This is a genomic window from Halalkalicoccus sp. CGA53, assembly GCF_036429475.1.
GTDB lineage: Archaea > Halobacteriota > Halobacteria > Halobacteriales > Halalkalicoccaceae > Natronorarus > Natronorarus salvus.
This window is the reverse complement of sequence record NZ_CP144125.1, coordinates 136377-155826: the sequence shown is the minus strand read 5'-3', so window position 1 is coordinate 155826 and position 19450 is coordinate 136377. Positions and strand designations below refer to the sequence as shown.

Sequence of the window (19450 nt, the reverse complement as noted above, 5' to 3'; positions counted from 1 at the left end):
TGCTATCGGTGCGTTCGTGACCGTCGTGCGATCGTTTACGGTGCTCATTCCGATCCCCGGTGGCGCTCTCGGGGACTTCCTGCGCGAGGGGTCGTCCGAGTCCGCACGAACCGCTATAGCTCTCCGGTGCGATCTCTCCCCATGGCAGACCGTTTGCTCCGCGTGAACGCGTACACGACGCTCGACCTGGCCGACGCGGAGGTCCGCGGCCACGGCTGGCGTGAGGAGGCGTTCGCGGTCGTGAACGCCACGAGCGCGCGAGAGGAGCCAACGCACGTCGAACTCCAGCTCGAACTCGACGAGATCGACGAGCTCCCGGCGCACGCGGAGACCGTTCGGCTCTCTCCCGAAGAAGCGAGAACGCTGGCGGCGGAGCTGGAGAGACACGCGACGCGGGTCGAAGACGCCTGAACGGGGCTGATCAGGGCGTCGAGCGTTCCGAGAGCACCGCGTTCACCGCCGCCCCCAGCAACACGAGGATCGCGCCGAGGTAGAGCCAGGTGAGAAAGAGCAACACCGCGCCGACGATCCCGTACGCCTGGTACTGGTCGGCGTTCGCGGCGTAGAGCGAGAAGAGCGCCTGGAGAACTACCCAGCCGGCAGCCGCGAGCACCGCACCCGGGACCGCCTCTCGGACCGAGTGGCCCGGGGGTGACATCACCGTGTAGAGCGGGAGGAAGACGACGACGAGACCGAGACCGAGACCGAGGTAGGTGAGCGCGCCCGCGAACGGGACCGCCGCGGCCGCCGCGTCTCCCGCGACCGCCTCGACGGCGACGAGCGCGACGAGCGCGACGACGACCGTCAGGAGCACGACCACGCCGTGTTTCACCTGATCGAGAAACGAGCTGTCCGCCGAGTATCGGTAGAGGTCGTCGAAGGCGACGTCGATCGCGCGGAACACCTTGAGTGCGCTCCAGCCGAGCGCGAGCAGTCCACCGACGGACGCGCCGAGCTGTCCGGTCTCGCCCGAGAGCGCCTCCTCGACGACCTGCTCGCCGCTCTCGGAGAGGTACTCCTCGGTGAGGTCGACGACGGCGGTCGCGAGACCCTCCTCGCCCAGTGCCGAGCCGACGACCAGCGTGAGCAGGAGGAGGGGGATGACCGAAAAGAAGGCGTAGTAGGCGATGCTCGCCGCCATGAACGTGAGCCCCTCCTCGCGGGCGCGTTCGACCACGGCACGACCGGTCTCGATGGCTCCCATCGACCCGACTTCTCGCCACGGCGGCCAATAGCTTGGCGTTGCAGCGGCCGCCTCCCTGCCGCAGTCTTTTACCGGCGAGCGTCGTAGACGGCCCATGCACGTTCTGGTTCCCGTCGACGAGTCCGACCCCTCACGCGACGCGCTGGTGCTCGCGTGCGAGACCTATCCCGACGCCCGGATCACCGCGCTTCACGTCCTCGAACCGATGCACGGCGAGCCGGCGATGTGGCTCTCGGAGGACCAGCGCGAGGAGGCGGCAGCGGAGGAAACCGAGGAGCTCTTCTCGGAGGTGCGGGCGAGCGCGGGGGAGTACGGCGTGAGGGTCGAGACCGAGTCGGTCTACGGGACGCCCGCGCGAGCGATCGTGGCGTTCGTCGAGGACCACGACGTCGACCACGTCTTCGTGGGGAGCCACGGCCGCACCGGCGCCTCGCGGGTGCTGCTCGGGAGCGTCGCCGAGGGGATCGTGCGACGCTCGCCGGTGCCGGTTACGGTCGCCCGCTAGAGACGACAGCGTTATGCGCCGGCCGGCCGTCGCATGCCGTAGAATGGGGGCGCTAGAGGACGTCTACGACGACCTCGACACCGACGTCCCGCTCTCCGAGTTCAGGGCGGCGGTCGAGGCGAAGGTCGAACAGATGGGCGGGCTCGCGGACGAGGAGACCGCCGCGATGCTCATCGCCCACGAGCTCTCGGACGACGAGGTGTCGGGAATCGCCGACATCGAACCGGGCATGGAGGAGGTGAAGTTCCTCGCGAAGGTCAGATCGGTCGGCGAGCTCCGCACCTTCGAGCGCGAGGGCGAGGACGATCCCGGTCGAGTCGTGAACGTCGAGGCGGCCGACGAGACGGGCGTCGTCCGTCTCGCGTTCTGGGACGAGCAGGCCGTCGCCGTCGACGAGGACGGCTTCGAGGAGGGTACCGTCCTCCGGGTGAAGGGCCGCCCGAAGGAGGGGCTGAACGGGATCGAGGTGAGCGTCTACGAGGCGCAGGTCGACGAGGACGCCGAGATCGAGGTGGCGCTCACCGACGAGGTGCGGATCGAGGACCTCGCGCTCGGCCAGTCCGACGTGAACGTCGAGGGACGGGTGCTCGACGTCGGCACGGTCCGCACGTTCGACCGCGACGACGGCTCGCAAGGGAGAGTCGCGAACCTCACGATCGGCGACGAGACCGGTCGAGTGAGGGTGACGCTCTGGGACGAGCGAACCGAGGACACCGAGGAGCTATCGGTCGGCGAGAGCGTCGAGGTGGTCGACGGCTACGTCAGAGAGCGCGACGGCAGCCTCGAGCTCCACGTCGGAAACCGCGGTGCCGTCGAGACGACCGACGCGGAGATCGAGTACGTCCCGCAGACGACGCCGATCGACGACCTCGAACTCGAGCAGGTGGTGGACATCGGCGGGGTGATCCGGTCGGCCGACCCGGTCAGGACGTTCGACCGCGACGACGGCTCGGAGGGCCAGGTCAGGAACGTCCGAGTGCAGGACGAGACCGGCGACATCCGTGTCGCGCTCTGGGGCGAGAAGGCCGACGTCGACCTCGGACCCGGCGACACCGCCTACTTCACGGACGTGGAGATCAGGGACGGCTGGCAGGAGGATTTAGAGGCCTCCGCCGGCTGGCGGTCGACGGTGACGGTCACCGACGCGTCGGCCCCGTCGCTGGCCTCCTCCGACGGCTCGGCGAGCCTCTCGTCGTTCGGCGAGGGGGGGACCGGATCCGGGAACACAGGCGGGTCCGGGAACGCGACCGGGGCCGAGAACGTGGGGGGCGACGGGACGTCGACCGAGGGGGGCGACGCGGCCGGAGCGGAGGGTGCCGTGCCGGACGATGCGGACGGAACCGAGGGCGGTCGCGAGGAGGGGGCGGCCGTCGAGTTCACCGGCGTCGTCGTTCAGCCGGGCGACCCGACGATCCTCGACGACGGCGAGGAGACGATGCGCGTGGTGACCGACGCCGACCTCAGCCTGGGCGAGGAAGTCACCGCCCGGGGGACGATGCGGGAGGGACGTCTCGACGCCGAGGAGGTGTTCTGATGGATAAACCCTTAAGCACTCCACCGGTACGAAAGGGACATGGGCGTTGAGCTACCGTTCGCGCCGGTCGACGCGATCATCAGACGGAACGCGGACGGGCTACGGGTCAGTGCCGACGCCGCGAAGGAGCTCGCCGAACGGATCCAGAACCAGGGGGCGACACTCGCGGTCGACGCGGCCGAACGAGCGACCGCCGACGGGCGGAAGACGCTGATGGCGACGGACTTCGGGGTGGAGACGCCCCCGGACGCCGAGACGCTCGAACTCCCGATCGCGCCGGTCGACCGGATCGCCCGGATCGAGATCGACGACAGCTACCGCGTGGGTATGGACGCCCGGATCGCGCTCGCGGAGATCTTAGAGGGGTACGCCGACGAGGTCGCGGCGGGGGCGACGACGCTCGCCCACCACGCGGGGAGACGGACGGTGAAAGCAGAGGACGTCGAGACGTATCTCGACCTGGTCGACTGATCCGATGCGATTCGGCTACACCGAGACCTGTTTAGAGCACGACACCGGCACACGCCACCCGGAGACGGCGGATCGGCTCAGGGCGATCAGACGCGGCCTCGCACGGAAGTACGGCGTCGAGTACGTCGACGCGGAGCCGGCGAGCGTCGAGGTGGTCGAGGCGGTCCACGACCCGGGGTACGTCGAGGCGGTCCGCGAGTTCTGTGCCGAGGGCGGCGGGAACTGGGACCCGGACACCGTCGCGGTCGAGGCGACGTGGGACGCCGCGCTCGCGAGCGCGGGCCTCGCGCAGTGGGCCGCGGAGACGGCCGTCGCGGGTGCCGACGGCCGCCAGACGCCCTTTTCGATCGGGCGACCGCCGGGCCACCACGCGCTCTCGGACGACGCGATGGGTTTCTGTTTTTTCAACAACGCGGCGGTCGCCGCACAGGCGACGCTCGACGCCGGGGCCACGGAGAGCGTCGCGATCCTCGACTGGGACGTCCACCACGGCAACGGCACCCAGGAGATATTCGAAGAGCGCGGCGACGTCCTCTACCTCTCGATCCACGAGCAGGGGCTCTACCCGGGGACCGGGGAGGCGGAGGAGGTCGGCGAGGGCGAGGGCGAAGGGACGACGATGAACGTCCCGCTCGCCGCCGGTGCCGACGACGACGACTACGGCTACGTGTTCGAGCGGGTGATCCTCCCGGCGCTCACCGGGTTCGACCCCGACCTGTTGATCGTGAGCGCGGGCTTCGACGCCCACCGCCACGATCCGATCTCACGCATGCGAGTCTCCACCGACGGCTACGGCCGGTTCACGCTCTCGCTCCAGGAACTCGCCGAGGAGACCGACACCCCGCTCGCGTTCGTCCTCGAGGGGGGCTACGGCCTCGACACGCTCTCGGAGGGCGTCGCGATGGTCCACGAGGTGTTCGATGGTCACGTGCCGCTCGAAATCGACGGCGAGCCGACGGACACGACCCGTGACCTCGTCGACGAGCTCGGAGAGCGTCACGGCCTCGGGTCGTAGTACCGGGCGAGGTCGGCACCGAACTCCTCGGCGAGCGACGCGACACTCCCTCCGACGAACAGGTCGTAGCCCCCCTCGAGCGCGCGTTCGACGTCGGGGCCGAGCGGCCCGTCGAACAGCGTCTCCCTCACGAGCGTTTCGGGCGTCGTGAACTCCCGCGGACGTTCGACGACGTAGCGCTCGCCGTCGACGAACGGCCCGAAGCTCTCTCGGTCCTCGGCGTAGGCGTCGGTGAACGCCTCGGCGTGCGTCCGGACGTGGACCGGTGGCCCGAGGTGGCGCTCGACGGCGGGGAGGGAGGCGACGGCACACTCGACCAGCAAGAGCGCGGTGTCGTCGGCTACTGTCTCCGCCCGGAGCGGCTCGAACCCGTGGCGGGCGAGGCGTTCGACCAGCCCGGTGAGCGTCCGCCGGAGCTGTGGGTAGAGCTGATCGTCGACGATTTCGGGTACCTCGAACCGGATCGCGAGCGGAGTCGTCCCGCGTCTGTCGATCAGGGATCGCACCTCCTCCTCCGAGAGCGGTGGGGGGTCGGTCGACTCGAAGCGCTCGGTCAAGGGATCGGCGAGCAGCGCGCGGGCGTGGTGCTGGAACCGGGCGACGTTCGTCTCCGAGAGCACCGCCGCGACGTTGCGTTCGGGGTCCGTTGGATCGATCACGACGAGCGGGTCGTCGAAGCTCGCCTCGCCGTGGTCGGCCGGGTCGAGCTCCACGGGGGGGTGCCAGTCGGCGGCGGCCCGACAGACCGCCTCGAACCCGCCGTACTCGATCACGAGCAGTTCGGTGAGATAGCCCGAGAAGCCCTCGGTGCGGAGGTCGCTCCCGTAGAGGCCGTAGGCGGTGAGAAACGCCTTCAGGACACGCACCTCGCTCGCGAGGTCGGGGGTGAGTTCGGACTCGACGTACCGGGTGTGAAACGGCGTCCGGTCGACGGCCGATCGTATCTCGGTCGCGGCGTCGAGGCGGTAGCAGGGCACCAGATCGACGTCGAACCCCTCGATCTCGCCCGTGACGTAGGGGTGTTCGGCGTACTCCTCGCGCCCGTCGGGGAGCACCCTGTGTCCGACCGCGAGGCCGTAGCGTTCGAGGTCGTCCCGGCCGAGGTCGGGCGGGAACCGGACGAAGACGTCGATGTCTCGGTCGCCGGCGAGCCAGGTGTCCCGGGCGGTCGAACCGACGCGGAGGACGTCGGCCTCGACGGGGAGGTCGGCGACCGCCTCTTCGGTCCGCGAGACGAGGTCGGCGGCGACGCGCGCGAGTGCCCGGCGTTCGGCCTCGTCGGGGGTGACCCGCTCACGGACGGCCGCCACCGCCTCGGAGAGCGCCCTGTCCTCGGTCATGCCGGGTCTTTTCGTCGGGCGGGCGAAAGCGTGTCGATAGGGGGAAAGCGAAAGCGCTTTCAAATCGAGTCAGGTAGGGGAGAGTGAGCCGCCATAGCTCAGTTGGTAGAGCACCTGGTTGTTACCCAGGTTGTCCCAGGTTCGAGTCCTGGTGGCGGCGTTTTCGAGTACAACGCGACGAGCGAAGAGAGGAGTCGGTATGTCGAAAACGCGATCCGAAGGACTGGAGCAGACGAGTCGCAGCCCGCACAGCGAGTAAGACGAGCGAGCAGGACCGTCTCGCCGGGTTCGAGTGCTGGTGGCGGCGTGAATTTTTACCGAAAATTCACGGCCCGCAGCACGGAGCCCTGCGCCTGTGCTCTCTTCGGGACCACCTCACGCGAGGAGCCCTGGACACCGAGTGCGGTTCGGGCCGTTGGTACTCTCCCTCGGTAGCGTGGTTCCATCACGACGGGGGGTTCGAGGTTCCCGGATCGATCCGATACACAAATACCCCCTGCGTCCGAAAGCCCTCTGAAATGGTCGAGGACGAGGAGAAAGTGAAAGCCGTCGCCCGCTGTGCGGGCTGTGGTGCGATCGTTCCGGTCCGGGTCTGGTCCGACGGCTCGATTCATTCGATCAGCGGCGAGGCGGCGTGTTCCTGTACGGACTCGGAGTTCGAGGTGATCTCGTCGGAGGCCGAGTCCGCCTGGTCCGGCGAGGAGCAGGCGAACACCTCCCGACCGACCGAGTGATCGGTACGGGAAGACGGCGAGCGTAGCCGAGAGAGGGGGTTATTTGACGCCTCGGTCGGATTCCTCTACCGATGTCAGGAGAGACGATCGGGTTCGTCGGACTCGGGATCATGGGACTGCCGATGGCGAAGAACCTGCTGGAGGCGGGCTACGACGTCGTCGGTCACAACCGCTCGCAGGAACCGGTCGAGGAACTCCTCGACCACGGCGGTGAGGCAGCCGAGACACCCCAGGAAGCTACGGAGCGCGCGGACGTGCTCATCACCTGCTTACCTGACTCCGAGGTGGTCTCGGAGCTGATGCACGCGGACGAGGGGATCCTCGCCGGGGTGAGCGAAGGAACGACGGTGATCGACATGTCGACGATATCGCCGACGGTCACCGAAGAGCTCGCCGAGGAGGTCGCAGAACGGGGAGGTGCGATGCTCGACGCGCCGATCAGCGGCGGCGAGGAGGGTGCGATCGAGGGGACGCTCTCGATCATGGTCGGCGGCGAGGGAGAGGTGCTCGACGCCAACTACGAGATCCTGGAGGCGATGGGTGGGACGATCACCCACTGCGGGCCGAGCGGTGCGGGCCAGGTCACCAAAGCCTGCAACCAGATCGTCGTCGCGAACACGATGCAGGCGGTGAGCGAGGCGCTCGTCTTCGCGGAGAAAGCCGGTGCGGACCTCGAAGCCGTCGTCGACGCGATCAGCGGCGGTGCGGCCGGCTGCTGGGCGCTCGACAACCGCGCGCCGACCATGATCCGCGGCGAGTTCGACCCCGGCTTCTTCGCCTCGTACCAGTACAAGGACCTCCGGATCGCCACCGACGCGGGCGAGGCGTTCGGCTCGCCGATGCCGATCACCGAGGTGACCCACGAGATGTACAAGGCGATGGAGGAGAACGGGATGGGTCGCGACGACAACTCCGGCGTGATGCAGATCGTCGAGATGCTCGCCGGGACAGAAGCGCGGATCGAGGACTGACCACCGCCCGCTGGCCGTGTCTCAGTTCGACCCGGTTGACTGGTCGAAAACGATCCGGACGTATCAGAAATATAGTATAAATATCAGGGTCCTATTTTTAGGGTACACTCCTGTATACTTCGCCTATGTCCGACCAACAGGGCAACGCGGGCGCACAGGGCGGAAACACGGGGGCCCAGGGACAGCCGGCGGACGGCGCGGAGGAGACGGCCTCCATCGTCACTCGAAGCGCGCTCCGGATCGGCCTCGCGCTCTTCGGGCTCGTCCTGCTGCTGTTCGCGCTCAGCCAGGCGTTCGGCGTCGACCTCATCTCGCCGATCATGGAGACACAGATGGGCCAGTGGCTGCTCGTCGCGTTCGTCGCGTTCGTGTTGATCCTGATCGCGCTCGGCGGCTGGGGAACGACGAGACGGTAGCGTCAGTGGCCGTCCACGTCGTCGGGACGCGGGAACCGACCGTCGAGACGGACACTTGACGAACGCCGGATCGCGTCGATCGAACGTCGCGTCGTTCGTCGTCCTCGATACTTCCACTCGCCCGTACGTTCCGACCCACGCTGGCGACCTCGCTCGTACAGTAACAGTTTCGGTAGGGAACCGACCTCCCGTCAGTTCGCCGACCTCGCGACACGGTTGTTCGGTTCTCACCGACGCCGACGAGGAAAGGAAGGGTGGAGAACGTTCCAGGTTCGGCCCTTCTCGTGTCAGTGAGCGGGTATCGGCACACGACGCCGTGACTAAAGGGGTATGTCCCGATCCCCCTATACTGACGTGAATCGGTACGGTACGAACCAGCATGTATGTTACGGTGATTTTGCCGGTAGTCAACTGATAATCGAAGTAGATGTCGGTGTCTCCTCCAGCCATATACTCTGAGAATCGACGATCCTACATCTCTATATAAATACGCGTGCGGTTAGCGGACGCCGGTAGTTGAAGGCTTCAGAACCTTTTATTATTAGACCAACTAACGAACTAAAGACCGAGAGATGTGTAGTCGGGCCATCGGCGTACTGTCCTACCCTCGTGGTGAGAACGGCGTCCTGGATGAAGTGCGAGAGGAGCTTCAGGCTCGTACCGCGGACTCGGTCGATGAAAGCGGTGACGAGAAACGCATCCGGATATCCTCGCTGCCGCGAGCCAGAACTGATTATCCCGGCTCGGGCGAGCAACGCCGCCGGACGAGGGAAAGCGAGAACTGCTCGACTAGACGGAAGACGACGCGATCGCGCTTCCGCTGACCGAGTAGCTTCGCGGCTAGCGACCCGGACCGCATCCCGAGAAGACTATCCCCCGCTCGGTACGATGAGCGGGAACAGTCTGTGGCGTACGATGAGGTACGCGAACAGCAGGACGACGGCCCCGATGGCGCCCACCCACAGCGCGAGCAGATAGTCACCGACGTTCGCCAGAGAGAGCCCCGCGTACTCGATCGAGATCCCCAGCCCGGCGACGACCACGGCGACCGCCGTGTATCCGAGCGCGAAGAACACCTGAACGAGAAGTTCGAGGACCTCCTCCTGCATGGAGGTGCACACCATTTCGACTATCAATAGCATTTCGGTTCGTCACCCCCGGGTTCGAGCGGTTTCGGGGCGCGGCGGACTTCGGGATCCGCGGGTCGGTTCGTTCCCCGAGTCGCGGTGGGGATCCCCCGGTCGCGCCCGACGAGCACAACGGCTATCCCCTCGGCCCCGTTCAGTTCGGATATGGAGGGGCTCACATCGGCGCTCGTGGGGACCCCGATCGAGTACCTCGTCGTCGTCTTCCTCGAGACCGCTCTCTCGTTGATAATCGTGACCGGGGTAGGGCTGCTGTACCTGCGTCGGCGCTCGCTCCCGTATCTGTTCGTCCTGATCGCGTTCTCGACGCTCCTGGTCAGGAGCGCCCTCGGTCTCGCATCGCTGTTCGATCCCGTGGCACTGGACGCAGGCGGGTTCACGCTGTACAACACCGTCGAGCACGGACTCGACGTGGTGCTCATCGGCGCGTTGCTCGTCGCCGTCTACATCGCACGTGGCGAGCGCGGCGGAGGAACCCCGTGAGCGGGGACCCGCGGATCGAACTCACGGGGCTCGTCCACCGCAACCCAGGAATCCACTTCAACGCCCTGGTCCGCGAACTCGGCGTCTCGCCCGAGCGGGTCGACCGCTACGTGCGCGATCACCTCGAGTACGACACGATCGTCCGCGAGTCCGTGTACGGACAGACCCACTACTACCCACCGAAGTTCGACGCCTGGGAGCGGACCGCGCTCGCGATGTTGCGGCGAGAGACCTCCCGGGATATCATCGTCTACCTCCTCGAACACGGCGAGTCCTCCCCGTCCGAGATACTCGAGACGGTCGGCATCGCCCGGAGTACCCTCTCGTGGCATCTCGACCGCCTCACCGAACAGGATATCGTCGAGAAGCGCCGCGACGGAAACCGCATCTGGCTCGACATCTCGCGGCCTGACGACCTCGAACCGTTGCTGGGTGAGGTTCGACCGCTCCTCCCGGAACGGCTGCTCGACCGTGCCGAGCGGCTCATCGACACCCTGTTCGAGGACGTCGGCTGATCCTCGGGAGGGGAGCGTGTGCCCCCAGACGATCCGACGGACGGTGGATTCACCGGGACGTGAACCGCGCGACGGTCGATCACTTCGCTCGCACAGCGACTCACGGGGCTTCGAACCCCACCTCGTCTGACACTCGCGCGGCTCGCGGGTGTGCTCGCCGAACAGGAGTAGTGGACTCGCTGGGATTTGAACCCAGGGCCTCTTCCTTGCGAAGGAAGCGATCTACCGCTGATCTACGAGCCCGCACCACTTCCTACCGGCGGGCGTTATTTGAGGCTTCCGTTCCGTCAGTGCGCCCGGAGCACGCGCTGGCGACCACCGACCAGGCCGAGCGCGAAGCCGGTGAAGTGGGCGACGAGCGCGACGCCCCCCGAGGCGGTGAACAGCGTGACCAGCCCGCCGAGGACGACGACGATCAGCAGCTGCTGTCTGCGCGTCGGTCGGAACCGGCCCATGATCGAGTCGGCGAGCGGATTGCCCGCGACGACGTAGCCCATCAGCGCGAACACCGCGCCGCTGATGCCGAGCACCATCCGGGGGTAGCCGACGAGCAGTCCGAAGAGGACCTCCGCGAGCCCGGCGAGCAGCCCCGTGAGGAGGACGAAGACGTGAAACCGCGAGCGGTTCGACGCGCGCTCGACGAGCAGGCCGAGCACCGCGAGACCGAGCGCGTTCGCGAGCAGGTGGGTGGGTCCGGCGTGGGCGTAGACGCTCGTCACCAGGGTCCAGGGCCGGTGTTCGAGCGGGGCGGCGAGCGCGAACAGCTCGGGTCCGATCCCCATCAGCGCGACCGCTTGCTGGACGGCGAAGACGGCGGCGATGATCCCGAGCGTTTCGAGGGAGGGGCTGCGCGGGGGTCGCATTCGCTCTCGGTTGGGCGTCGGCGGGTAAAAGAATGCGGTCGATAAACCGGTGAAACCGGCTGAAACGTCGGTCAGTCCTCGAGGACGATCTCGATCGAGACGTCGTTCGGGACCTGTATGCGCATGAGCTGGCGCAGCGCACGCTCGTCGGCGTCGAGGTCGACCAGGCGCTTGTGGACACGCATCTCCCAGTGCTCCCAGGTCGCGGTGCCCTCGCCGTCGGGCGACTTGCGGGCCGGGACGTTGAGCGTCTTCGTCGGCAGCGGGATCGGCCCCGAGACGCTTACCCCAGTTTTGTCGGCGATCTCGCGGACGTCGCCGCAGATCGTATCCAGGTCACCCGGGTTCGTCCCCGCGAGCCTGACGCGTGCTTGCTGCATCTATTTCTCGTTGACCTCGAGCACGCGGCCGGCGGCGATCGTCTGGCCCATGTCGCGCACCGCGAAGCTCCCGAGCTCGGGGATCTCGCTCGACGGCTCGATCGACAGCGGCTTCTGTGGGCGGACGGTGACGACCGCGGCGTCGCCGGACTGGATGAAGTCCGGGTTCTCCTCTTTGACTTCCCCGCTCGCCGGATCGATCTTCTGGTCGATCGACTCGAACGTGCAGGCGACCTGCGCCGTGTGGGCGTGGAAGACCGGCGTGTAACCGGCGGTGAGCACCGAGGGGTGCTGCATGACGACGATCTGTGCGGTGAACGTCTCGGCGACCGTCGGCGGGTCGTCGGCCGGGCCACAGACGTCGCCGCGGCGGATGTCGTCCTTGCCGATGCCGCGGACGTTGAACCCGACGTTGTCGCCGGGGTTCGCCTCCGGGACCTCCTCGTGGTGCATCTCGACGGTCTTGACCTCGCCGCCGACGTCGCTCGGCTGGAACGAGACGTTCATGCCGGGTTTGAGCTGGCCCGTCTCGATTCGGCCCACGGGAACCGTCCCGATGCCGGAGATCGTGTAGACGTCCTGGATCGGCAGGCGAAGCGGGGCGTCTGACGGCGGCTGGGGCTCTTCGAGGTCGTCGAGCGCCTCGAGGATCGTCCGGCCGTCGTACCAGTCAGTGTTCTCCGAGTGCTCGGAGATGTTGTCGCCCTCGAACGCCGAGATCGGGATGAATCCGGCGTCGTCGACCGGGAAGTTCACCTGCTTCAGCAGCTTCGAGACCTCGTCGACGACGCCCTTGAACTCCGCCTCGCCGTAGTCGACGACGTCCATCTTGTTGACCGCGACGATCAGCTCGTTGATCCCGAGGGTGCGCGCGAGGAAGACGTGCTCCTGGGTCTGGGGCTGGACGCCGTCGTCGGCCGCGACGACGAGCACCGCGTTGTCCGCCTGGCTCGCGCCCGTGATCATGTTCTTCACGAAGTCCCGGTGGCCGGGACAGTCGACGATCGTGAAGTAGTAGTTGTCCGTGTCGAACTCCTGGTGGGCGATGTCGATGGTGACCCCGCGCTCTCGCTCCTCGGCGAGGTTATCCATCACGTAGGCGAACTCGAATCCGCCCTTGCCCTTCTCCTCGGCTTCCGCTCGGTGCTGTTCGATGACGTGCTCCGGTACGGACCCCGTCTCGAAGAGGAGTCGCCCGACGAGCGTGCTCTTGCCGTGGTCGACGTGGCCGATGATGGCCAGGTTCTGGTGTGGTTTTTTCGCCATTGGTATCTCACGCGCAGATGCGCTCTGTGCGTTCGTTTCGGCGGTTGCTCGTAAAACCATTTCGAAAGCCCGTTCGGGCGATCCTCCCGCCCTCGTGCGGTTACTGCCAGGAAATGGCACACCACTCGCGAGGGGATGAACTCCCCTCAGCGGGTGAGCCGCCCCACGTCCGCGAGCACCGCGCTCGCCGTCTCCGGGCCGCCCGCACCGCGACCGCTGATGTTCAGCCGACCCGCCTGCGTCGTCTCGATCTGGACGATGTTCCTCGTGCCGGTGACCGCGAGCGTGCCGTTCTCTGGCACCAGTCGGGGACCGACTCGGACGGACTCCCGAGTGGCCTCGCCGATCAGCCGAACCGTCCGACCGTCCTCGGCGGCGAGTTCGAGCGCGCTCCCCGGGATCCCCTCGATCCCCGAGACGTCGGCGTCCACGAGCGAGAACTCGCCGCCGAGGACGTTCGCGACGATGACGCACTTGAGCGCGGCGTCGGTGCCCTCGACGTCGAAGCTCGGATCCGCCTCTGCGACCCCGAGGTCCTGGGCCTCGGCGAGGACGTGCTCGTAGTCGAGGCCCTCCGCGGCCATCCGCGTCAGGATGAAGTTCGCGGTGCCGTTGAGCACGCCCCTGACCGCGGTGACGTGGCCCGCCCCGAGGTCCTCGAGCGTCGAGAGCGCGGGTATCGCACCGCCCACGGTCGCCTCGAAGCGGACGCTCCCGGCGCTCTCGACCTCGAGGCCTCGCAACTCGCCGTAGCGTTCGGCGACGGGCCCCTTGTTCGCGAGCACGACGTGGCGATCCGCGGAGAGCGCGCGTTTCGCGTGACCGAACCCGGGTTCCGCGTCGCCGAGCGTCGTCGGTGTCGCCTCGACGAGCACGTCGTATTCGGCCGAAAGCGCCGCCTCCGGGTCGTCGGGGCCGACCACGCCCTCGCTCGTCTTCCGGTCGAGGACCCGCTCCGGATCGAGGCCGGCCGGATCGACAGCGGCGCTCCGAGAGTCGGCGATCGCCGTGACGGAGTGGCCGTACTCGCCGGCGAGGTCGACCACCGAGCGACCGACCGCGCCCGCGCCGACGACGGCGAGTCGGGCCATCTACGCACCTCCGTCGAGCTGCGGCTCGATCACGAGCAGCTCCTTCTCGGCGGCTATCTCTCGCACCGTCGCGAGCGCGTCGACGACACGCTCGGTCTCCGCGGCGAGGCGAAGCCGGGCGCTCGAGACGTCGTCGGTTCCCTGTGGTGCCGAGAGCGAGACGTCCACGACCGACGCGCTCGCACACTCCTCGAACCGTTTGAGCGTATCCGAGAGGTCGGTGTCGATCAGATGTCCGACGAGCACGACCGTCACCTCCTCGCCGTAGCGCTCCTCGCCGGCCTGGACGACGTTCACGCCCGCCCCCCGGAGCGCCTCGACGACGCCGTCGAACCGTCCGGGCGCGCACTCGATATCGACCTCGACGGGAATTCTCCCTCTCGGGGTGAGGTTGCCGCGTTCGTGGTAGATGGAGAGGAGGTTGCCGCCGTTCTCGGCGATCGGCCGTAGCGCGTTGAGCAGCTCTCCGGGCTCGTCGACCAGTTCGAGCCGGATCGTGTACGCTCGACCCCGGCCGGCATCGGTCTCGGCGTCGCTCACAGTGCTCTCCCCCATCCGAGTGGTCGATTCATGGTCCCCCTCGCTCACGGGCCGACATAAGGGTTGAGGAGGCGGGCCTCCGAACTCCCGACCGCAAGAGGTTTCGCTCGCACGTGTGAGTAGGGGACGATGAGCGACACCGCCGACGAACCGTACCGGGTGCTCTCGGAGTCAGGCGAGGTGCGAGAGGGCGCGACGGTGCCAGACCTCGATCGGGAGACGCTGCTCGGTATCTACGTCGGGATGCGCTTCTCCCGACGGTTCGACGAGCGGGCGATCAGTCTGCAGCGACAGGGCCGGATCGGGACCTACCCGTCGCTCGCCGGCCAGGAGGCCTCGGGGGTCGCCTCCACGTACGCGCTCGCCGACGACGACTGGATCCAGTACCAGTACCGGGAACACGGCGCGGCGGTCGTCCGCGGGCTCGGACCCGAGTACCTCCGGTACTGGATGGGCGACGAGGCGGGCAACGCCGCGCTCGCCGACGACAGAATCCTCCCGATCAACATCACGATCGGGGGCCAGATCCCCCACGCGGTCGGCCTGGCGTGGGCGAGCGCGCTCGACGGCGCCGGGGAGTGCGTCGTCTGTCACTTCGGCGAGGGCGCGACGAGCGAGGGCGACTTCCACGAGGCCGCCAACTTCGCGGGCGTCTTCGACGTTCCCGTGGTACTCTTCTGCAACAACAACGGCTGGGCGATCTCCCACCCGGCGGAGAGTCAGACCGCGAGCGAGACGTTCGCGGGGAAGGCGACCGCCTACGGGATCCCCTCGGTCAGGGTCGACGGGATGGACCCGCTCGCCGTCTACGAGGTCACGAAGCGGGCGGTCGAGCGGACGCGCGACGCGGAGAGCGAGGAGCCGCGGCCGACGCTGGTCGAGGCAGTGCAGTACCGCTTCGGTGCACACACCACCGCCGACGACCCCACGAACTACCGCGACGAGGAGGAGGTCGAGCGGTGGAGGGCGAAGGACCCGATCCCGCGAATGGAGCGCTTTCTCCGGGATCGGAGCCTGCTCGACGACGCGACGATCGACGCGATCGAGACGCGGATCGAGGAGGAGATCGCCGACCTGATCGACGGGGCCGAGGCGATGGAGGTCGCACCCGACTCGATGTTCGAGTACGTCTTCGCGGAGCAGACGCCACGGATCGCCGAGGGGCAGGCGTACCTTCGAGCGTTACGGGAACGCCACGGGGACGAAGCGCTCGTCCGGGACGAGTAGCGAAAGGTGATTCCCCGTGTTTTCTGTGTGACTAGTCCATCGGAGAACGTTCGTGCGGTCGCGCCCGAGCGGACGCGAGGGCGCGACTTTTATGGTGCAGATTTTTGCGGTGAGTGGGTCGCGAGCGTAGCGAGCGGTCCCGAACCGTAAAACGGTGCGTGTTCTAGAAGTAGTCGACGCCCGGGGGCAGTTCCGTCTTCATACCCTTTCGCTCGCGGATCTCCTTGATCGTCTCGGGCTGGAGGTTGTCGACGAGCACCTGGAAGCCGGCGTTCTCGGTGTTCCAGGAGGCACGACCCTCGGTCGCGGACCGGATGTCAGACGAGAAGCCGATCATCTCCTCGACGGGCGCGACGCCCTCGACGACCATCATGCCGCCCTCGTCGTACATGTCGTCGACGCGGCCACGCCGACCCTGGATCTCGCCGCTCGCGGGCCCCATGTGCTCGGAGGGAACGTCGATCCGGACGTTCTGGATCGGTTCGAGCAGCGCGATCTTGCCGTCGATCAGCGCGTTGTGGACGGCCTGTCGAACGGCGGGGATGACCTGTGCCGGGCCGCGGTGGATGGCGTCCTCGTGGAGGCGGGCGTCCTCCAGTCGGATCATCACGCCCTCGACCGGTTCGGCGGCGAGCGGGCCGTCGACGAGCGCCTCCTCGACACCCTCGACGACGAGCTCCATCGTCTCGTTCAGGTACTGGATCCCCTTCGTGTCGTCGATGAGGACGTTCGTCCCGATGATCGTCTCGACGTTCTGTGAAGTGTCCTTGTCGATGCCGGACTCCTGGAGCACCTCGCGGCGTTCGATCTCGGGCATCCCCATCGAGAGCTCGCCCATCTTGATCGACTCGACGACCTCCTCCGGCAGCGGCTCGACGTGGATGTAGAATCGGTTGTGCCGGTTCGGGGAGATCCCCTCGACCGTTCGGCTCGGCTCGCGGACCGCCTCGCGGTAGACGACGATCGGCTCACCGGTGTGGACCGGGATACCCTGGTTACGCTCGATACGCTGGGTGATCACTTCGAGGTGAAGCTCGCCCTGGCCGCTGATGAGGTGCTCACCGGTGTCCTCGTTGATCGTGATCTGGATCGTCGGGTCCTCTTTCGAGACCTGCTGGAGCGTCTTGATGAGCTTCGGCAGGTCGTCCATCCGCTGGGCCTCGACGCTCTTGGTGATCACCGGCTCGGAGATGTGTTCGATCGACTCGAACGGCGTCATCTCGACCGAGGAGACGGTCGAGCCGGCGATCGCGTCCCGAAGCCCGGTGACGGCGGCGATGTTCCCGGCGGGCACGCGTTTGACCTCCTCGCGCTCGCCGCCCATGAACAGCCCGACGTTCTGGATGCGGTTCTTGCCCGCGGTGCCGGAGACGTAGAGCTCCTGGCCCTTCTCGAGGGTGCCTGAGAACAGCCGTCCGGTGGCGATCTCGCCGGCGTGGGGGTCCATCGAGATGTCCGTGACCATGAAGACGACCTCGGCTTCGGGGTCGACGTCGCGCATCCCGATCGCGAGGTCGCTCTCGGCGTCGCCGCGCCAGATCCGCGGGACACGGGTGGGCTGGGCGTCGACCGGGTTCGGGAAGTGCTCACAGACCATGTCGAGGACGACGTTAGACAGCGGGGTGCGCTCGTGGAGCTCCTCGCGGTTGCCGGCGCGCTCTAGGTCGATGATCTCGCCGAAGTCCATCCCGGTCGCCTGCATCGACGGCAGCGAGACGCCCCACTTGTAGAGGGCGGAGCCGAACGCGACCGTGCCGTCTTCGACCGAAACCGACCAGTCGACGTCGCGGTCCTCGGTCATCCCGTTGATCAGCTCGTTAACGTCGCGGATGACCTTCAGCAGCCGCTCTTGCATCTCCTCGGGACCCTCCTGGAGCTCGGAGATGAGGCGGTCGACCTTGTTGATGAACAGCGTCGGCTTCACGCCCTCTCGCAGGGCCTGGCGGACGACGGTCTCGGTCTGGGGCATCGCGCCCTCGACGGCGTCGACGACGACCATCGCGCCGTCGACCGCGCGCATCGCCCGCGTGACGTCGCCACCGAAGTCGACGTGGCCCGGGGTGTCGATCAGGTTGATGAGGTACTCCGAGTCCTCGTACTCGTGGGTCATCGAGACGTTCGCGGCGTCGATCGTGATGCCGCGTTCCTGTTCGTCCTCCTCGGTGTCCATCATCAGCTGCTCGGCGGCGCTCTCGTCGGCGATCATCCCCGCCCCGGCGAGCAGGTTGTCGGTGAGCGTCGTCTTCCCGTGGTCGACGTGAGCGGCGATGGCGATGTTCCGGATGTTCTCCGGGTTGTCCATCAAACGCTCACACTGCTGTACGATCTTCTTTCGTCTACCCATATTGTGTGCTCCTACCGGCAGGAGGGTCAAAAGGGTAGTGTTTCGCATCCGGCGCGTCCGTTCGCCGGACGCGAGGGTCGTCGCGCCCGACACGTACCACGGCGTTTCGCCGGCAGCGTCGAGTCCGTGCGCCGAGGAGCGACGGCCCTCGGCCTCGACGGGCAGAAGAGTAATGATCGGACGGTCCTTGGTAGTGATAGACATGGACGTTCGCGTAGGCGGAGACGTTTCCCCCGCTCCGTTTCTCAGTGCCCGCGACCTCTTCGAGACCGAGTACGACCTCGACCGGCAGGTCGAGGTACGTGTCAGGACCGAGCCCGACGAGCGGACCTGGACCGCCCACCCCGGAGACTACCACGTCCTCAACATCTCGCGACAGGCCGCGACGGGCGTGATGGCCCGCGAACTCGCCCTCCACGAGTACGCCCACATGTACCGCCACGAGATGGCCCACCCCTCGCACACCCAGTCCACCGAGGAGGCGATCTACCTCGCGCTCGCGGGGAGACGGATCGAGCGTCGAAAGCTCGCTCACTGCTATCAGATCGCCAACCACATGAAGGACATCTACGCCGACGACATCACCCTCTCGGTGGCCCCGGCGACGAAGCTCGTGAGCTTCCTCGAATCGAGCCTCGCACAGGCGCTCGCGGACAGGCCGAGAGCCTCGCCGTGGCCGGACGGCGAGCGCCTCTCGCCCGGTTCCGATCCCGAGATAACGGCCGTGAACGCCGCCTTCGCCCTCGCGCTCTGTGAACGTCACGACCTGCTCTCTCCCACGCACCGCCTCTACGACCTCGCCCACGCCGCCTCGCGCGACGCACCCGGGATCGCCCTCGACGACTTCCGACGACGGTTCAGGAACCTCGTCGACGACCCCGACGAGAGCGAGTACAGAAAGGCGCTCGTCGAGGTGACGAGGAGCTACGCGATAGAGAGCGGTCCGGCGGCGGACTGAGTGGGTCACAGTCGGGGGATCGGTCCTCGCGGAGCTCACCCCTCGGGCTCGAGTCGGTGATCGATCGCCCAGCGGTGGAGGTGCGCGAAGGCGGGAAAGAGCGCACGGGCTCTCGCCGTCGGCTCGTACTCGACCCGCGGGGGTATCTCGTCGTACGACCGTCGACGGAGCAGGCCGGCTGCCGTCAGTTCGCGCAGTCGTTCCGAGAGCGTGCTCGGCGAGATCGCGAGCGTCTCTTCGAGGTGTCCGAAACGAACCGGCCCCTCGGCGAAGGCGAACTCGCGCAACAGCGCCATCGTGTGCGTCTTCCCCAGCAGATCGAGCAGCGTCGCGACGGTGGCCTCGACCCGCTCGCGCTCGTCCGGGTCGAGCGACTCCCTGAGCGCCGCCGCCTCCTCCCGGCCCGGGACGGATCCGACCGAATCCTCGTGCATACGGGTCGCTACGT

At 67.4% G+C, this 19450-nt stretch carries 22 protein-coding genes and 2 tRNA genes; 13 read left to right on the top strand and 11 right to left on the bottom strand.

What is annotated here, in order from left to right; all coding sequences use genetic code 11:
* The first annotated feature begins 141 nt into the window (after nucleotides 1-141).
* Complete coding sequence (locus tag V2L32_RS01990) at nucleotides 142-411, top strand: DUF6360 family protein (RefSeq protein ID WP_331234765.1); 270 nt, start codon at nucleotides 142-144, stop codon at nucleotides 409-411.
* Between the two features lie 10 nt (nucleotides 412-421).
* On the opposite strand, the gene V2L32_RS01985 is transcribed toward V2L32_RS01990, so the two are convergent.
* A complete protein-coding gene (locus V2L32_RS01985; protein WP_331234764.1) occupies nucleotides 422-1204 on the bottom strand; it encodes a YihY/virulence factor BrkB family protein in 783 nt (260 codons plus the stop codon).
* Nucleotides 1205-1298: 94 nt separating this feature from the next.
* Between V2L32_RS01985 and V2L32_RS01980 the strand changes: the two genes are divergently transcribed.
* From V2L32_RS01980 to V2L32_RS01965, 4 genes are read left to right on the top strand one after another with little or no spacing between them, the layout of a single operon-like run.
* Complete coding sequence (locus V2L32_RS01980) at nucleotides 1299-1709, top strand: universal stress protein (RefSeq protein WP_331234763.1); 411 nt, start codon at nucleotides 1299-1301, stop codon at nucleotides 1707-1709.
* 43 nt (nucleotides 1710-1752) lie between these two features.
* On the top strand, nucleotides 1753-3243 hold the full coding sequence (locus V2L32_RS01975; RefSeq protein WP_331234762.1) for a single-stranded DNA binding protein: 1491 nt from the start codon (nucleotides 1753-1755) through the stop codon (nucleotides 3241-3243).
* Between the two features lie 39 nt (nucleotides 3244-3282).
* Nucleotides 3283-3714 (top strand): histone family protein, encoded by a 432-nt coding sequence (locus V2L32_RS01970; RefSeq protein WP_331234761.1) that lies wholly within the window; start codon nucleotides 3283-3285, stop codon nucleotides 3712-3714.
* A gap of 4 nt (nucleotides 3715-3718) precedes the next feature.
* Nucleotides 3719-4729, top strand: coding sequence for a histone deacetylase family protein (locus tag V2L32_RS01965; RefSeq protein ID WP_331234760.1), 1011 nt, complete (start codon nucleotides 3719-3721; stop codon nucleotides 4727-4729).
* On the opposite strand, the gene cca is transcribed toward V2L32_RS01965, so the two are convergent.
* Complete coding sequence (cca, locus tag V2L32_RS01960) at nucleotides 4711-6069, bottom strand: CCA tRNA nucleotidyltransferase (RefSeq protein ID WP_331234758.1); 1359 nt, start codon at nucleotides 6067-6069, stop codon at nucleotides 4711-4713. The genes V2L32_RS01965 and cca overlap by 19 nt on opposite strands.
* Before the next feature lie 87 nt (nucleotides 6070-6156).
* On the opposite strand from cca, the gene V2L32_RS01955 reads away from it, so the two are divergent.
* The 4 genes from V2L32_RS01955 (at nucleotide 6157) to V2L32_RS01940 (ending at nucleotide 8190) form a co-directional block, all read left to right on the top strand.
* A tRNA-Asn gene (locus V2L32_RS01955) sits at nucleotides 6157-6229 on the top strand.
* Nucleotides 6230-6587: 358 nt separating this feature from the next.
* The gene (locus V2L32_RS01950; RefSeq protein WP_331234757.1) at nucleotides 6588-6803 is read left to right on the top strand and encodes a hypothetical protein; all 216 of its coding nucleotides are present in this window, start codon (nucleotides 6588-6590) and stop codon (nucleotides 6801-6803) included.
* 71 nt (nucleotides 6804-6874) lie between these two features.
* Nucleotides 6875-7774: an NAD(P)-dependent oxidoreductase gene (locus tag V2L32_RS01945; protein ID WP_331234756.1), complete on the top strand. Its 900-nt coding sequence runs from the start codon at nucleotides 6875-6877 to the stop codon at nucleotides 7772-7774.
* 125 nt (nucleotides 7775-7899) lie between these two features.
* On the top strand, nucleotides 7900-8190 hold the full coding sequence (locus V2L32_RS01940; protein WP_331234755.1) for a hypothetical protein: 291 nt from the start codon (nucleotides 7900-7902) through the stop codon (nucleotides 8188-8190).
* An 869-nt stretch (nucleotides 8191-9059) separates the two neighbouring features.
* Here the strand turns inward: V2L32_RS01940 and V2L32_RS01935 are convergent.
* Nucleotides 9060-9299 (bottom strand): hypothetical protein, encoded by a 240-nt coding sequence (locus tag V2L32_RS01935; RefSeq protein WP_331234754.1) that lies wholly within the window; start codon nucleotides 9297-9299, stop codon nucleotides 9060-9062.
* A 183-nt stretch (nucleotides 9300-9482) separates the two neighbouring features.
* Here V2L32_RS01935 and V2L32_RS01930 point away from each other — a divergent pair, with 183 nt between their 5' ends.
* Together V2L32_RS01930 and V2L32_RS01925 are read left to right on the top strand one after the other, a co-directional pair.
* Nucleotides 9483-9818 (top strand): DUF7471 family protein, encoded by a 336-nt coding sequence (locus V2L32_RS01930; protein WP_331234752.1) that lies wholly within the window; start codon nucleotides 9483-9485, stop codon nucleotides 9816-9818.
* A complete protein-coding gene (locus V2L32_RS01925; protein ID WP_331234750.1) occupies nucleotides 9815-10333 on the top strand; it encodes a winged helix-turn-helix transcriptional regulator in 519 nt (172 codons plus the stop codon). The genes V2L32_RS01930 and V2L32_RS01925 overlap by 4 nt, the downstream gene beginning before the upstream one ends.
* Before the next feature lie 171 nt (nucleotides 10334-10504).
* On the opposite strand, the gene V2L32_RS01920 is transcribed toward V2L32_RS01925, so the two are convergent.
* The 6 genes from V2L32_RS01920 to V2L32_RS01895 form a co-directional block, all read right to left on the bottom strand.
* Nucleotides 10505-10576: transfer RNA gene (locus V2L32_RS01920), tRNA-Ala, on the bottom strand.
* Nucleotides 10577-10620: 44 nt separating this feature from the next.
* Nucleotides 10621-11196, bottom strand: coding sequence for a rhomboid family intramembrane serine protease (locus tag V2L32_RS01915; protein ID WP_331234749.1), 576 nt, complete (start codon nucleotides 11194-11196; stop codon nucleotides 10621-10623).
* A 71-nt stretch (nucleotides 11197-11267) separates the two neighbouring features.
* Nucleotides 11268-11576, bottom strand: coding sequence for a 30S ribosomal protein S10 (gene rpsJ, locus V2L32_RS01910; protein WP_331234748.1), 309 nt, complete (start codon nucleotides 11574-11576; stop codon nucleotides 11268-11270).
* Nucleotides 11577-12842 (bottom strand): translation elongation factor EF-1 subunit alpha, encoded by a 1266-nt coding sequence (gene tuf / locus V2L32_RS01905; RefSeq protein WP_331234747.1) that lies wholly within the window; start codon nucleotides 12840-12842, stop codon nucleotides 11577-11579. It abuts the gene before it with no gap.
* Between the two features lie 146 nt (nucleotides 12843-12988).
* Nucleotides 12989-13933: a homoserine dehydrogenase gene (locus tag V2L32_RS01900; protein WP_331234746.1), complete on the bottom strand. Its 945-nt coding sequence runs from the start codon at nucleotides 13931-13933 to the stop codon at nucleotides 12989-12991.
* Nucleotides 13934-14488, bottom strand: coding sequence for an amino acid-binding protein (locus tag V2L32_RS01895; protein WP_409348393.1), 555 nt, complete (start codon nucleotides 14486-14488; stop codon nucleotides 13934-13936).
* A gap of 114 nt (nucleotides 14489-14602) precedes the next feature.
* Here V2L32_RS01895 and V2L32_RS01890 point away from each other — a divergent pair, with 114 nt between their 5' ends.
* The gene (locus tag V2L32_RS01890) at nucleotides 14603-15700 is read left to right on the top strand and encodes a thiamine pyrophosphate-dependent dehydrogenase E1 component subunit alpha (protein ID WP_331234744.1); all 1098 of its coding nucleotides are present in this window, start codon (nucleotides 14603-14605) and stop codon (nucleotides 15698-15700) included.
* A gap of 163 nt (nucleotides 15701-15863) precedes the next feature.
* On the opposite strand, the gene V2L32_RS01885 is transcribed toward V2L32_RS01890, so the two are convergent.
* Complete coding sequence (locus V2L32_RS01885; protein ID WP_331234743.1) at nucleotides 15864-18044, bottom strand: elongation factor EF-2; 2181 nt, start codon at nucleotides 18042-18044, stop codon at nucleotides 15864-15866.
* Between the two features lie 202 nt (nucleotides 18045-18246).
* On the opposite strand from V2L32_RS01885, the gene V2L32_RS01880 reads away from it, so the two are divergent.
* Nucleotides 18247-19002 carry a DUF5781 family protein gene (locus V2L32_RS01880; RefSeq protein ID WP_331234742.1) on the top strand — a complete coding sequence of 252 codons (756 nt, stop codon included), beginning with the start codon at nucleotides 18247-18249 and terminating at the stop codon, nucleotides 19000-19002.
* A gap of 35 nt (nucleotides 19003-19037) precedes the next feature.
* Here V2L32_RS01880 and V2L32_RS01875 read toward each other — a convergent pair whose 3' ends face one another.
* Complete coding sequence (locus tag V2L32_RS01875) at nucleotides 19038-19436, bottom strand: winged helix-turn-helix transcriptional regulator (RefSeq protein WP_331234741.1); 399 nt, start codon at nucleotides 19434-19436, stop codon at nucleotides 19038-19040.
* Between the last annotated feature and the right edge of the window lie 14 nt (nucleotides 19437-19450).

Excerpts from the sequence above, each read along its gene's own strand:
- V2L32_RS01965 (WP_331234760.1), top strand. The coding sequence starts at position 3,719 with ATGCGATTCGGCTACACCGAGACCTGTTTAGAGCACGACACCGGCACA.
- cca (WP_331234758.1), bottom strand. The coding sequence starts at position 6,069 with ATGACCGAGGACAGGGCGCTCTCCGAGGCGGTGGCGGCCGTCCGTGAG.
- V2L32_RS01895 (WP_409348393.1), bottom strand. The coding sequence starts at position 14,488 with ATGGGGGAGAGCACTGTGAGCGACGCCGAGACCGATGCCGGCCGGGGT.
- V2L32_RS01875 (WP_331234741.1), bottom strand. The coding sequence starts at position 19,436 with ATGCACGAGGATTCGGTCGGATCCGTCCCGGGCCGGGAGGAGGCGGCG.
- V2L32_RS01945 (WP_331234756.1), top strand. The coding sequence starts at position 6,875 with ATGTCAGGAGAGACGATCGGGTTCGTCGGACTCGGGATCATGGGACTG.
- V2L32_RS01890 (WP_331234744.1), top strand. The coding sequence starts at position 14,603 with ATGAGCGACACCGCCGACGAACCGTACCGGGTGCTCTCGGAGTCAGGC.
- V2L32_RS01980 (WP_331234763.1), top strand. The coding sequence starts at position 1,299 with ATGCACGTTCTGGTTCCCGTCGACGAGTCCGACCCCTCACGCGACGCG.
- V2L32_RS01900 (WP_331234746.1), bottom strand. The coding sequence starts at position 13,933 with ATGGCCCGACTCGCCGTCGTCGGCGCGGGCGCGGTCGGTCGCTCGGTG.
- V2L32_RS01990 (WP_331234765.1), top strand. The coding sequence starts at position 142 with ATGGCAGACCGTTTGCTCCGCGTGAACGCGTACACGACGCTCGACCTG.
- V2L32_RS01975 (WP_331234762.1), top strand. The coding sequence starts at position 1,753 with ATGGGGGCGCTAGAGGACGTCTACGACGACCTCGACACCGACGTCCCG.
- V2L32_RS01970 (WP_331234761.1), top strand. The coding sequence starts at position 3,283 with ATGGGCGTTGAGCTACCGTTCGCGCCGGTCGACGCGATCATCAGACGG.
- V2L32_RS01915 (WP_331234749.1), bottom strand. The coding sequence starts at position 11,196 with ATGCGACCCCCGCGCAGCCCCTCCCTCGAAACGCTCGGGATCATCGCC.
- rpsJ (WP_331234748.1), bottom strand. The coding sequence starts at position 11,576 with ATGCAGCAAGCACGCGTCAGGCTCGCGGGGACGAACCCGGGTGACCTG.
- V2L32_RS01950 (WP_331234757.1), top strand. The coding sequence starts at position 6,588 with ATGGTCGAGGACGAGGAGAAAGTGAAAGCCGTCGCCCGCTGTGCGGGC.
- V2L32_RS01930 (WP_331234752.1), top strand. The coding sequence starts at position 9,483 with ATGGAGGGGCTCACATCGGCGCTCGTGGGGACCCCGATCGAGTACCTC.
- V2L32_RS01885 (WP_331234743.1), bottom strand. The coding sequence starts at position 18,044 with ATGGGTAGACGAAAGAAGATCGTACAGCAGTGTGAGCGTTTGATGGAC.
- V2L32_RS01940 (WP_331234755.1), top strand. The coding sequence starts at position 7,900 with ATGTCCGACCAACAGGGCAACGCGGGCGCACAGGGCGGAAACACGGGG.
- V2L32_RS01985 (WP_331234764.1), bottom strand. The coding sequence starts at position 1,204 with ATGGGAGCCATCGAGACCGGTCGTGCCGTGGTCGAACGCGCCCGCGAG.
- V2L32_RS01880 (WP_331234742.1), top strand. The coding sequence starts at position 18,247 with ATGGACGTTCGCGTAGGCGGAGACGTTTCCCCCGCTCCGTTTCTCAGT.
- V2L32_RS01935 (WP_331234754.1), bottom strand. The coding sequence starts at position 9,299 with ATGCAGGAGGAGGTCCTCGAACTTCTCGTTCAGGTGTTCTTCGCGCTC.
- tuf (WP_331234747.1), bottom strand. The coding sequence starts at position 12,842 with ATGGCGAAAAAACCACACCAGAACCTGGCCATCATCGGCCACGTCGAC.